The 12,216-nt window shown below is 40.6% G+C and carries 16 protein-coding genes; 4 read left to right on the top strand and 12 right to left on the bottom strand.

The genetic code is table 11. The features are described 5' to 3' along the window. Positions 1-26: 26 nt before the first annotated feature. The 5 genes from OU989_RS08855 to OU989_RS08835 all read right to left on the bottom strand — a co-directional run bounded on the left by OU989_RS08855 (position 27) and on the right by OU989_RS08835 (position 2,772). The gene (locus OU989_RS08855) at positions 27-1,013 is read right to left on the bottom strand and encodes a helix-turn-helix transcriptional regulator (protein ID WP_274796779.1); all 987 of its coding nucleotides are present in this window, start codon (positions 1,011-1,013) and stop codon (positions 27-29) included. A 74-nt stretch (positions 1,014-1,087) separates the two neighbouring features. Then, positions 1,088-1,741: a hypothetical protein gene (locus OU989_RS08850; protein ID WP_274796778.1), complete on the bottom strand. Its 654-nt coding sequence runs from the start codon at positions 1,739-1,741 to the stop codon at positions 1,088-1,090. Between the two features lie 8 nt (positions 1,742-1,749). Continuing rightward, the gene (locus tag OU989_RS08845) at positions 1,750-1,917 is read right to left on the bottom strand and encodes a hypothetical protein (protein ID WP_274796777.1); all 168 of its coding nucleotides are present in this window, start codon (positions 1,915-1,917) and stop codon (positions 1,750-1,752) included. After that, positions 1,910-2,095, bottom strand: a complete 186-nt coding sequence (locus OU989_RS08840; protein WP_274796776.1) for a helix-hairpin-helix domain-containing protein — start codon at positions 2,093-2,095, stop codon at positions 1,910-1,912. Before OU989_RS08840 ends, OU989_RS08845 begins: the two co-directional genes overlap by 8 nt. A 71-nt stretch (positions 2,096-2,166) precedes the next feature. Then, positions 2,167-2,772 (bottom strand): CPBP family intramembrane glutamic endopeptidase, encoded by a 606-nt coding sequence (locus OU989_RS08835; RefSeq protein ID WP_274796775.1) that lies wholly within the window; start codon positions 2,770-2,772, stop codon positions 2,167-2,169. 183 nt (positions 2,773-2,955) lie between these two features. On the opposite strand from OU989_RS08835, the gene OU989_RS08830 reads away from it, so the two are divergent. Further along, positions 2,956-3,648 carry a class I SAM-dependent methyltransferase gene (locus OU989_RS08830; RefSeq protein WP_274796774.1) on the top strand — a complete coding sequence of 231 codons (693 nt, stop codon included), beginning with the start codon at positions 2,956-2,958 and terminating at the stop codon, positions 3,646-3,648. Positions 3,649-3,780: 132 nt separating this feature from the next. Here OU989_RS08830 and OU989_RS08825 read toward each other — a convergent pair whose 3' ends face one another. The 3 genes from OU989_RS08825 to OU989_RS08815 form a co-directional block, all read right to left on the bottom strand. Continuing rightward, positions 3,781-3,990, bottom strand: coding sequence for a hypothetical protein (locus tag OU989_RS08825; RefSeq protein WP_274796773.1), 210 nt, complete (start codon positions 3,988-3,990; stop codon positions 3,781-3,783). A 205-nt stretch (positions 3,991-4,195) separates the two neighbouring features. Beyond that, on the bottom strand, positions 4,196-4,492 hold the full coding sequence (locus OU989_RS08820) for a hypothetical protein (RefSeq protein ID WP_274796772.1): 297 nt from the start codon (positions 4,490-4,492) through the stop codon (positions 4,196-4,198). 93 nt (positions 4,493-4,585) lie between these two features. Beyond that, positions 4,586-5,026 (bottom strand): GNAT family N-acetyltransferase, encoded by a 441-nt coding sequence (locus OU989_RS08815; RefSeq protein WP_274796771.1) that lies wholly within the window; start codon positions 5,024-5,026, stop codon positions 4,586-4,588. A 112-nt stretch (positions 5,027-5,138) separates the two neighbouring features. Here OU989_RS08815 and pdxR point away from each other — a divergent pair, with 112 nt between their 5' ends. Then, positions 5,139-6,521, top strand: coding sequence for a MocR-like pyridoxine biosynthesis transcription factor PdxR (gene pdxR, locus OU989_RS08810; protein WP_274796770.1), 1,383 nt, complete (start codon positions 5,139-5,141; stop codon positions 6,519-6,521). 39 nt (positions 6,522-6,560) lie between these two features. Here the strand turns inward: pdxR and OU989_RS08805 are convergent, their stop codons facing one another. The 4 genes from OU989_RS08805 to OU989_RS08790 form a co-directional block, all read right to left on the bottom strand. Beyond that, positions 6,561-7,784, bottom strand: coding sequence for a GNAT family N-acetyltransferase (locus OU989_RS08805; RefSeq protein ID WP_274796769.1), 1,224 nt, complete (start codon positions 7,782-7,784; stop codon positions 6,561-6,563). After that, positions 7,781-8,512: an AAA family ATPase gene (locus OU989_RS08800; RefSeq protein WP_274796768.1), complete on the bottom strand. Its 732-nt coding sequence runs from the start codon at positions 8,510-8,512 to the stop codon at positions 7,781-7,783. The genes OU989_RS08805 and OU989_RS08800 overlap by 4 nt, the downstream gene beginning before the upstream one ends. 320 nt (positions 8,513-8,832) lie before the next feature. Further along, the gene (locus OU989_RS08795) at positions 8,833-9,384 is read right to left on the bottom strand and encodes a hypothetical protein (protein WP_274796767.1); all 552 of its coding nucleotides are present in this window, start codon (positions 9,382-9,384) and stop codon (positions 8,833-8,835) included. A gap of 21 nt (positions 9,385-9,405) precedes the next feature. Further along, positions 9,406-9,837: a hypothetical protein gene (locus OU989_RS08790; RefSeq protein ID WP_274796766.1), complete on the bottom strand. Its 432-nt coding sequence runs from the start codon at positions 9,835-9,837 to the stop codon at positions 9,406-9,408. A 453-nt stretch (positions 9,838-10,290) separates the two neighbouring features. On the opposite strand from OU989_RS08790, the gene OU989_RS08785 reads away from it, so the two are divergent. Together OU989_RS08785 and fumC are read left to right on the top strand one after the other, a co-directional pair. After that, positions 10,291-10,506: a hypothetical protein gene (locus OU989_RS08785; RefSeq protein ID WP_274796765.1), complete on the top strand. Its 216-nt coding sequence runs from the start codon at positions 10,291-10,293 to the stop codon at positions 10,504-10,506. 279 nt (positions 10,507-10,785) lie between these two features. Next, positions 10,786-12,177, top strand: coding sequence for a class II fumarate hydratase (fumC, locus tag OU989_RS08780; RefSeq protein ID WP_274796764.1), 1,392 nt, complete (start codon positions 10,786-10,788; stop codon positions 12,175-12,177). Positions 12,178-12,216 lie beyond the last annotated feature (39 nt).

Below are 12,216 nucleotides of genomic sequence, written 5' to 3'. Positions count from 1 at the left end.
GAAACTATGCTAAGTATAAAAAAACTTTACTGACATTCTCCGTCAGTAAAGTTTTCGTTTTCATAAAAATCTATCAGCTCCTTTAGAACGTCAATCATTTTTTGCTTTAGACTTATCGGTTCTATTACTTGGATCGATTTTCCATAGGGGAATAGTAAATTAGGTACATATGTATGTAACGCTTCTTCATCTAATAAAAATATCGCTTTCTTCGAGGTGCGTTCTTCGAGGTGATACCTTAAAAACCAATGCTGACAGATAGCATCCACCGCACTTGTCTTTCCACAAATGATGAAAGACACATGGTTCCGTTTGTCTTCTGCTTGTGGAAGAAGACTTTTCATAAAAAAATCACTGGCCGAGAACGCTTGTGGTCGTTGAAAGGGTATGACTGTTTGATGAAGACTAGTAATTCGGCCAACTTTAAAATTACGAATTTCATTTCTTACATGACAAAATGCAACAACATACCAGTTTTGATTCCAATAAACCAAACCATATGGATTAATCATCCTATGTTTAGGTTGTTTTTCATTATTTGTATGGTATTCCATTTTAATCGATGTTTCGTTCACTATACTGTCTTCTAATTTTTTTAATAGCGGCTCCAATGAAGATTCAACGGGACCAATTATCTCGAAACCTTGTAAATGTTGCTGAATCATTTTTTCCTGCTCTTGATTTGAATGCATCGTAAGTTTTGTTGTTGCACTATTTAACGCTTCCTCTAAAAAGTAGCCAGCTTCTTTTGCAAAGATAGCAGCATGAAGTAATGCCGCTTTCTCATCAACATCAAAAATAAGAGGGCTTTTAATAAAATTATTCAACAGGGTATATCCCCCATGATGACCTGTTTCAGCTATAATCGGCACACCACTGGCAGAGAGTGAATTAATATAGCGGTAAACGGATCTGATATTCATCTCTAATTTTTCAGCTATTTCTTTCGCGGTTATTTTCCTGCCTGAATTCAACATCCATAAAATCTGCATCATATGATCCATTTTAGACAAACATTTTCACCTCATCGAACTATTTATTATTCATGGTGGTTCCTGACACAAAAACAGGCTACCCGATACCGTCATCAAGTAGCCCTTGGAATTATGCCTTCATTCACCCATTCTTCTTCCATATGTTTAAAATTATGTAGTAAGCCATATTTCTGTATGCCACGTGCCTGATCAATACTAGCATCGGCCAATTGGCGAAACTTTGCACGATCATTTATTGTGTAGGCATAGACCGCTTCCACAGCAGGTTGCATCCAAGGCTGTGTTAATTGATCACTTCTCATATCGGCTGTTCGCCCTTCAAGAGCAGCAATATAGCATTGGGCATAGCTTGTTAAAGGCTCCTTCTCTATTTTCGCTGCTGCTACTTTTGCGGCACCCAAATTGTCCTCCATGATCGCCTTAATAAATAGATAATTATATTTAATAGCTGGTTGCTTATAATGATGGATGATGACATCGATGGCATCAAGCTGTTCCTGTTTCGTCCCATAAGCAGATGCATAGAGCGCAGCAAAGATAGGTTCCTTTCTATGATTTTTCACCCATTTATCCACCTGCTCCATATTATTTGTTCGATATAAAATATGTATATGACGGTAAATCATTGCCATTGCAATCAAAGCAAATAGCCCGAGTGAGATAGATAAGCGCACACCAGCTAATGACAAAGTGATCGCTAAAACAATAATCACTAGATAAAACAATGTTAGTTTAGCTATTTTCATAAGACCTCCTACTGTAATTTCTTGCGCATTTTCCGAGAAAAAATAAAGCCAGCCCCCACAAAAAAGATAAGAGCCATCACTTTCATGATAGGAATAATAAACAGCTTGCTAATAAGGAATACAACGACTACATAATAGACCACCATTGCCAACAAAAATAACGTTAGCTTATTCACGCGATCCCCTACTTTCCTTTAGTGCCGCCTCAATCGCAGCTAATGCTTTCGGCCCCATCCCATGTAAATGAGCTAACGTTGAAAGGTCGACTTTATCTAGCTGCTGCCATTCTGTATAGCCTGCTGCTTGTAAGGCACGAATTGCTGGTTTTGCAACACCCTTCGGCCACTCTGTCATATTTGCACGTCCCTTCACGACATTTTCTTCTCTGCCTATTATGCAAGTGACAGCCAAGAAATGCAAATAAGTCAAAATAGGAACATAAAGAAGCCTGCCGCTAATAGATTCCCAATAGCATGAATCGTCCAGCTAGCTACGATGGAGCCTCCAGCTAGCCGTTCATTCATCAACCCCATCACATAGCCCGCGAGTCCTGTACATCCTACTACTAGCAGAATAATATGGACAGGAAGCACCGACCAAAGCATAGCCCCATGAACACTACCAAAAACGATGCTTTGAACTATATTCCCAGCATGAAAACCAAACGAATTAGCTAGCCTTTTTAATAAAAAGCCACGGAACAATAGCTCCTCTGACAGAGCAGTTTGAATTACGGCGTATAAAAGTGCTGGTATGACCGCTGCAAATCCAAGTCCAGCAAATTGATTGGGCGCTAGCAAAGAGCTATCAATATAAAAATAGACGAGCGCAGAGTTAGGCACTAGTAACACAACAATGGATAGGACAAAGAACATGGCGTACCTTCTCTTATTCTCAATAATAGGCTTTCGCAATCCTAGCCACGTAAGAAAGGACTGTTTCTTTTTCGCTGTGCAAAACCACCAAATAAATGGAATAATGGAAAACAACATCACTTGTAGAATTGCACTAATCAAGTTTTCGAAAATCATATGATTTCTCCCCCTGTCTACTACAAGGATAGGATAAAATCCCATTATTTTCAATCTAATATTACTCATAAAGTTATTCATTAAAGAAGCCTTCCCTTTTGTTCTTTTGCTCATTTTCAGTTATACTCAATTACGGATAATAAAGATCTATAATATATACAATAAACATTGGAGGCCATAACGATGAATAAATTATCGACACATTTATTGGAGAAGGCACAAACCTATGAGCAAAGCACTCGTATTTCGGTACCTGCCTATGACACATTATTTGCCGTGACACAAGCCTACTTCCGTGCTCAGCTAGGTGAACAAGAAGCATCCCTGCTTGTCATAGGAGCTGGCGGTGGCAATGAGCTTTCAGCTTGGGGACCTACAAACCCTCATTGGACATTTACAGGGATTGATCCAGCTGAGGAAATGCTTCAAATCGCGCAACATAAAGCCGCACAACTCGGACTCGAAGACCGTGTCCAATTATTACAAGGAACCATTGACAACCTGCCATCCAATACGTCGAAATTCGATGCGGCCAGTTGTATCCTCGTCCTTCATTTTATAGAAGATCGACAGGAAAAACTGAACCTACTAAAAAACATACACACCCGATTAAAACCAGGAAAACCCTTTGTCCTCGCCTGTGCCTACGGTGAACGTGAAAGTGAAGAACTACAAGATCGCATCAAAATATGGCAAAGCTTCTTTTTAGAGGCAGGTTACAAAAAAGAAAAGGTAGAAAGTATGGGCAAAATCATCATGAATATTTCCTTCATTTCCGCTCAAGAAATCGAGCAACTACTACAAGAAGCCGGATTCACACATATTACCCGCTTTTTCTCCTCCGGCCTTTTCGCAGGATGGATGAGCCAAGCCTAAACAAAAGAACCCGCTTTTATAGCGGGTCCTTTTTTGGGATGCCGAAGTAACTTTATTGTGGAGGGATTTCCTTTGAATTGTGTTGGATGGGTCGCTTTGCTAGGTTTGTGAGCGGTGGCCTTACTTTTATGATCACTTCTCTCTCTTCGGAGCGGGTACCTCACTTCTATGGTCACTTCTCTCTCTTCGGAGCGGACTCCCCGCTTTTATGATCACTTCCGACTCACTTATGAGCGGACTCCCCGCTTTTATGATCACTTCCGACTCACTTATGAGCGGGTTCCTCGCTTCTTTGATCACTTCCGACTCACTTTGGAGCGGACTCCCCGCTTTTATGATCACTTCCGACTCCTTATGAGCGGGTTCCTCGCTTTTATGATCACTTCCGACTCATTTATGAGCGGACTCCTCGCTTCTTTGATCACTTCCGACTCATTTATGAGCGGACTCCCCGCTTTTATGATCACTTCCGACTCCTTATGAGCGGGTTCCTCGCTTTTATGATCACTTCTGAATCAATTTATGAGCGGACTCCCCGCCTCTTTGATCACTTCCGACTCACTTTGGAGCGGTAGCCTCCCATTTTGATCACTTCCGATTCATTTATGAGCGGACTCCTCGCTTCTTTGATCACTTCCGACTCACTTTGGATCGGTAGCCTCCCATTTTGGATCACTTCCGACTCATTTATGAGCGGACCCTTCGCTTCTTTGATCACTTCCGACTCATTTATGAGCGGGTTCCTCGCTTTTATGATCACTTCCGACTCATTTATGAGCGGACCCTTCGCTTCTCTGATCACTTCCGACTCATTTATGAGCGGACTCCTCGCTTCTTTGATCACTTCTCTCTCACTTTGGAGCGGAGTCCTCGCATTTTTTGAATACTTCCCCAACATTTATAAGGAATACCCCACTCTAATTGAACAACCCCTATATCACCAGTAAATACTGTAATAATAAACACTTTCATCAATCGTCATACCTAGTTTTTCATAGAGCTTCTGGGCATTGACATTATCTTTCGCTGTTTCGAGCATCATGTATCGGGCAGCTTCCTGTTGGCAATAGGCGGAGCATTGTTCCATTAAAGCTTGAGCGACGCCTTGCTTCCTGGCATGTTGCGCCACAAATAAATCATTTAGTATAAATGCTCTTTTCATAGCTACAGATGAAAAAATAGGGAATAATTGCGCAAACCCTACTGGCTCCTGCTCCTGGTACGCGAGAAAAATAATGGACTCCCCATTTTCCACACGTTCTTGAATAAATTGCTCGGCCTTCGTTATATCAGATGGCTGGCCATAAAATTCTCGATAGGCATTAAATAATGGTACAACTTCCCCTATTGTTGATTTTGTTACGATACTAATTTTCATGCTTCTATTCCCCATTTCTTTTTCATTGACGTTCTTGTATGATAGTAATAAAAAATCTGACATTTCAAAAGAAACAGTTTCTAAAATTTCAACATGTCAAGGCGGTGCACAATTGGACGACTTTATCTTTTTATTAACAGAGAATGAGGCAAAGTATAAGCAGGTTTATCAGCAAATTAAAGCACTTATTACACAAGGGGCACTGAAAACAAACGACTCTCTACCATCCATTCGTAAACTAGCAGAAACTTTACACGTTAGTCGTAATACCACGCTAACTGCATATGAACAGCTTGTGGCAGAAGGCTATATTCGCGGCGAGGGGCGGAAGGGCTATTTTGTGAATGCGTTGGAGCAGGTTTTCTTACAGGAGCAGATAGACCCGATTATTTCGCAGACCAAATACCATCTCCCCTCCATCGTTGTAGATTTTCGAGCAGGAGCTGTTGATCAGCAACATTTTCCTTTGAAAACATGGCGCCAAATAGCCAATCAAGTATTATTGGATTCATCATGCTATCAATATGGGGAATTGTTTGGAGATTCATTGTTAAAGGAGCAGCTTGTTCAATACCTCCTACAAGCAAGGGGCGTTTCGACAACGATTGAAAATATCATTATTGGCAGTAGCACGCAGCAAATGCTCCTGCATCTTGGCTTTTTATTAAAAGACCATTTCCCAAGTATCCTTCTGGAGGACCCAGGCTACAACGGGGCACGAGAGGCTTTCCAATTACATAATTTTCATATAGAGGCATTGCCGGTAACAGAGTCTGGTGCACAGCTCAACCTATTAGCTGACAGTCCATCCCGTCTACTCTATGTCACCCCGTCACATCATTTCCCGTACGGTGTTTCTATGAATATTCAACAGCGACAGACTCTAATACAGTGGGCCCAACAAGTCGATGGCTTTATTCTAGAGGACGATTATGATGGTGAATTTCGTTATGCGCAACAGCCATTTCCTGCACTGGCATCGATCGACCCTTCTCGGGTAATTTATTTAGGCACTTTCTCCAAATCGTTTCTGCCAGGAGTTCGATTAAGCTATATGGTGCTACCGAATATGCTTGTTCAGCCATTTAAAGAACGCTTTGCTCATTTTGAACAAAATGCTTCGTCCCTCCATCAACGCACAATGGCACATTTTATGGCACAAGGGGAATGGACACGCCATATTAAAAGGATGCGCCTGACCTACAAACAAAAAATGCAGCGCCTTGTTCAGGAGCTACAACAACAATTGGGTGAGCAAGTCACGATAATAGGCGAGCAATCAGGGCTCTATGTTTTGGTGAAAATAAAGTCTGCACTTTCGGAGCAACAGCTCATCGAACAAGCAGAATCCTGCGGTGTTAAAGTATACCCAACCAGTCCGTTTTTTCATCAACAAGCAAAGGAGACACCGATGCTGCAATTAGGTTTTAGTAAGTTAACGATGGAAGAAATCAAGCTTGGTGTTGAACTGTTGAAAGAGGCCTGGCAGCCATAACAATCCACGTTATGGCTCCTCCTCTACACATGATACGGCTTAAAAATAATCAATAAATGTCGGAATACCAACGGGTAATACGGCCTCTAGTAGGTCAATTTCCTCGGGACGTCCTTGTAAACGTTCGATTTTCTCTAAATAACGTGGACGTTTATAGCCTAACAGCATAGTAGCCAACGTTTGCACTGTTAAATGAACAGCACTATCATTCAAAGTCTCACTCACTTTTTGGACAGAAACCTTACCATCCGCCATTTTAATGATGTATGTTCCATTATTCCAAGCCACAATGCGATCAGTGACCGCAAGCTGAAGCTCAAAATCATGACCGACAAATGGATAACGCAACAAAAACTCTTTGACATCGACAATTCTCGCCATGAAATAAGGAGAGACCTTTTGAATAATTTCACTGTCCTCTAATAAAAAGGCAACCGCTTCATTTCCCGTTGTTTTCCCGTAGACATTATAAACCATCGAACTATGAGCCGAGACGAAATTCCATAAGCCTTTACGAGCCTCTTCCTGCAAATAAACGATTTCATCAATGTAATAGTTTTCTTCCATAATACGATAAAACATGTAGCCTTGTGCTTCATCGTCTTCATCATAATAGACAGCTGCCTGAAGATTGACATCACTGTCAATGAATTTCTCCTCCCAGAAATCCTCCTGAAACTTCTCATTCCAGGCAATACTATTGCGCACCATCACCCCATGCGTTTTCTGGGCATAGCGTGCATAGATATCCACAACATCCTCATGCTTCGGATCCACACGACGAATTTTCCCGTTAAGCCCAGCATAATGAGGAAGCTGCGTATCCTTCACCTGAAATTCCACAATATCACTCATAATTTCCCACCCCTTTTTACGGTAATACGGGATAGAATATGGAAATAAATAGGATATGCATTGACCTTCATTACGCATTCTTTGTAAACTTTCAATAATTAAGCTCTCCATTAAGCCATGACCTGAGTATTCTGGGTATGTCCCAACTGCTGTGATGCCACCCATTTCGTAAATCTTGCCATGTACATTAACCTCAAAAGGCAAACTTAAAATTTGCGAAACCAAGTGGGACCCATCAAACCATCCGATGGCATGCCCCTCATTAAACTGCTTACTCTTAGCATTTACAAAACGGCGATCCTTGTGAATGGACATAGACATTTGAAAAACATAATTCAGTAAATCAATGGACTGTGCCATTTCGTCTAATCGAATTTCTCGCATGACTAAGCCTTTTCGTTGATTCATGATTCCCTCTCCTCATCAAATAACTCACTTAAAATGGTTTGTGGTGCATCTAAAAAACGTTTGGTAACAATGTAATGAATGGTATCTTCATAGCGTATCGGTTCAATTGCCTCATCATCAAAACTATAAATCGTCGCATTCGGATAGCCCAGTAAAATTGGTGAGTGCGTAGCGATGATAAATTGTGCCTCATGCTCTAAGTCCTTCATAATTTTCAGCAGGCTTAATTGTCTTGTTGGAGATAAGGCTGCCTCAGGCTCATCCAATAAATAGATCGCTTTCCCCTTAAACCGATTCATAAATAATGCCAGAAAAGATTCACCATGGGATTGGTGGTGTAGGGATTTGCCCCCAAAAGCGGCATATTTATTCGGATGGTATTCTAACAAATCAATATGGCTGGCAAATTGATAAAATGTTTCCGATCGAAGAAAAAAACCATTCGAAATCTTCGGCAACCACGACAAACGAATATAGTCCCCCAGTGAGGATTCTGCCTTATGTACTTCATATAAATTTTGACGACCACCACCCGCCGTATTAAAATCACAGCGATCCGCAATCGCCTCCAATAATGTTGATTTCCCCGACCCATTTTCCCCAACAAAGAACGTTACATTTGTCGGAAACTCCAGCTCTTGTAAATCCTGCAAGCTTGGAATGTTAAAAGGATACATCTGTTTATTCGGAATGGTATCCTGTAACACCTTACATGATTTTAAATACATCTTATTTCCTCCTTTCTCTTATTATAACGAACAATATCAAAGCTGAAACGTCATCACGCTGCCTCTTAGATAAAAAAGAAGTAAGAATAGTTAAACAAGTCATAAAGTCACTATTTTTCCTATAGATGCCCCTTAGAAGTTGCGGTAACAAAGGTGCTCGTTTTCACCATTCCGTAAGAGATATTTCCCGAGAAATAAATAAAAAATATGTCGAAAGTTGCAATTACAAAACGTAAAAACATGTCATATTTTTGATTTTCATATAAATTAATTTACGGCTAACCTTCTTTGACTTGATTACCCGGCAATTTATAAAGGCGTTAATGATCTGATTCAAAAAAAGGTTCAATACCAATTTCTATTAATAAATATTTTCGATGGCTACGTTTACCTAGAAGGAGCTGTTTGGGAATCAAAACTTCCTCTCGTAAGCGCTGAAAAATAGTCGGATTATGTTCAGGAAACCATTCCTCATAGCTGATCCCCTTATTGAGCTCAATGGTTGTTAAAAATAAAACAATATCTTTAAACATATAAGGAAATTCTTTTTCTATCTGTTCGTGATGTTCTAATAGGGCATAAAGATAATCTTTAAAGCGATAATAACGCTTTTGATCGAAGGGATTCGCACTCCATTTTTTATTTTCCTCCCACTCTTTTACCGGCTGAAAAACTTGACAGTAACCCGTTTCCCAAGTCCCCAACATACAAGTAAATGCGGCAATCGCATATTTCCTAGTTTCGAAATCATGATGTCCAAAATATTTATAATACTCCTCCTGATACTTGCTATAATTTCCGCTAGTATGATAGCCACCTATAGCAAAACCTTTTAATCCTCGTTTTGCTTGTTCGATAATATTAGGCACCATGCACCTTCCTCCTTCATTTCTTTATTGTACCATTGTAGTATTAACATAAATATCCAAATAAAAAATCAACTCAGCTAATTGATAAGTTGAAACATGACTTCGAGCGTGGGCTCTCGATTTATGACCAGCAGGCTCTCCTGTTTGAGCCGATTCACTAACTTTACGATCACCTTGGCCCACTGTTCGAGCGGGTTCCTTCACTTTATGATCACCTTGGCCTCCTGTTCGAGCGGTTACCTTCACTTTGTGATCACCTTGGCCTACTGTTCGAGCGGGTTCTCTCACTTTATGATCACCTTGGCCTCCTGTTCGAGCGGTTACCTTCACTTTAGGATCACCTTGGCCTCCTGTTCGAGCGGGTACCTTCACTTTAGGATCACCTTGGCGCTCTGTTCGAGCTGGTTCCCTCACTTTAGGATCACTTTGACTCCCTGTTCGAGCGGTTGCCTTCACTTTAGGATCACTTCAACCTCCTTTTCGAGCGGGTTCTCTCACTTTAGGATCACCTTGGCCTCCTGTTCGAGCGGTTACCTTCACTTTAGGATCACCTTGGCCTCCTGTTCGAGCGGTTACTTTCACTTTAGGATCACTTCAACTTCCTTTCTGAGCGGGTTCTCCCACTTTATGATCACTTCGACTCCCTGTTCGAGCGGTTACCTTCACTTTAGGATCACCTTGACCTCCTTTTCGAGCGGTTACCACCACTTTAGGATCACTTTGACCTCCTGTTGGTGCGGCCCTCACTTTTTGATCTCCGTGGCCGCCATTGCAAACGGATTCCCTCAGCTTATGATCAACCTGGCCGCTATTCCAGCGGTGATTCATTTGACCACCTTAACAAAAGTTCTATATCGACTCCGTCGTTCATAAAGTGAGTAACAATCAAATGTTAGAAGGAGAATCGTGATGTTTGTGACTCATTTTTATGAAAACAAGACGTCCGTTTTAAGTCAGTTGCTCGTCAAACTCCCTGCTGCGGAAGAGGATATTCGGATTAAAGGGCGCAAGGCAAAGGTAGTTGAGGTGCTTCAGGTTGATGATAACAATTTTCATGTGAAGATTATTTTCGAAAAAATTCCTAAAAAGCAACCTGTTAAAGAACTTGGAAAGAAAAAGAGATAATACTTCACAATAGGTTTATTTCCTTTACAATCGGGAATATCAATAATACGATTGCGAATGATTCTCACCTTTAAAATTCCTTAAGCAAAAATATTGACTTTTTAATTGATAACAATTATCATTATCACTAGATTATTTCTTTCTCCAAATTGCTTTATTCAGAATCCCCCTCTTTTTTGAATAAGCATGTATCAAACGGATATTCTTACATCAGACTAAGAGTATCCGTTTTTATCTATATAAATGGAGAAATTTACATAATAAAGGAGCTGTTTTGACATGGATTACCGTATTGAAAAAGACACTATGGGTGAAATTAAAGTACCTGCTGATAAAATTTGGGGTGCGCAAACACAGCGCAGTAAAGAGAATTTCCAAATTGGTACGGAGCAAATGCCAATTGAGCTTGTGCAGGCCATGGCTATCTTAAAGAAAAGTGCAGCAATTGCCAACAACAAACTAGGCAAGCTTTCGGATCTTAAGACGAATGTGATTGTACAGGCAGCTGATGAAATTTTAAATGGGCAATGGGACGATCAATTCCCACTCGTTGTATGGCAAACAGGTAGTGGTACACAATCAAACATGAACGTTAACGAAGTAATTGCTCACCGCGCGAACCAACTATTACAGGATGCTGGTGAGACTGATCGCATTCATCCGAATGATGATGTCAATAAATCACAAAGCTCGAATGATACCTTCCCAACGGCATTGCATATTGCAGCTGTGTTAAAAGTGGAAGATTATTTATTACCACGTCTACGACTATTAAAGTCAACACTAGAAGATAAAGCAGCTCAATTTAAAGATATTATAAAAATTGGACGTACACATTTACAGGATGCAACACCTCTAACATTAGGTCAAGAAATTAGCGGCTGGGCAGCTATGCTGGCAAAATCGGAGCGGATGATTATCCAAAATATTGATTATATGAAGGAACTTGCTATTGGTGGAACAGCGGTAGGTACTGGTATTAACGCTCACCCTGAATTTGGTGATCGTGTTGCTGCGGAAATAAGTGAACTAACAGGTAAACAATTCACTTCAGCAGCGAATAAATTCCACGCTTTAACAAGCCATGATGAAGCCGTTGTCGCACACGGTGCACTAAAAGCATTAGCGGCCGATTTAATGAAAATTGCCAATGACGTTCGCTGGCTTGCTAGTGGCCCTCGTTCTGGTATTGGTGAAATCACCATCCCAGAAAACGAGCCAGGCTCATCGATTATGCCTGGTAAAGTAAACCCTACACAAAGTGAAGCTATGACAATGGTTGTCACTCAAGTAGTTGGAAATGATGCAACCATTGCGTTCGCCGCTTCCCAAGGTAACTTTGAGCTGAACGTCTTTAAACCAGTAATCATTTATAACTTCTTACAATCAACTCGCCTATTAGCTGATACAATGCAATCATTTAACGACCATTGTGCTGTAGGGATTGAACCGAATAAAGAAGTGCTCGATCATAATTTAAGAAATTCTTTAATGCTTGTAACGGCATTAAATCCATATATCGGCTACGAAAACGCAGCAAAAATAGCGAAAAAAGCTCACAAAGAAGGCACAACCTTAAAAGAAGCAGCCATCGCCAGTGGTTTACTAACAGAAGAACAATTCGACGAATATGTAGATCCAGCAACAATGATTTATCCAAATGTGAAATAGAAATAATTAGTAGAATTAAATCCCTCTAAAAATATAGAC

It is taken from the genome of Lysinibacillus irui (genome assembly GCF_028877475.1).
GTDB classification, from domain to species: Bacteria; Bacillota; Bacilli; order Bacillales_A; family Planococcaceae; genus Lysinibacillus; species Lysinibacillus irui.
Note: the sequence above shows the minus strand (reverse complement) of the source record. Positions and strands in the feature narration are given on the sequence as shown.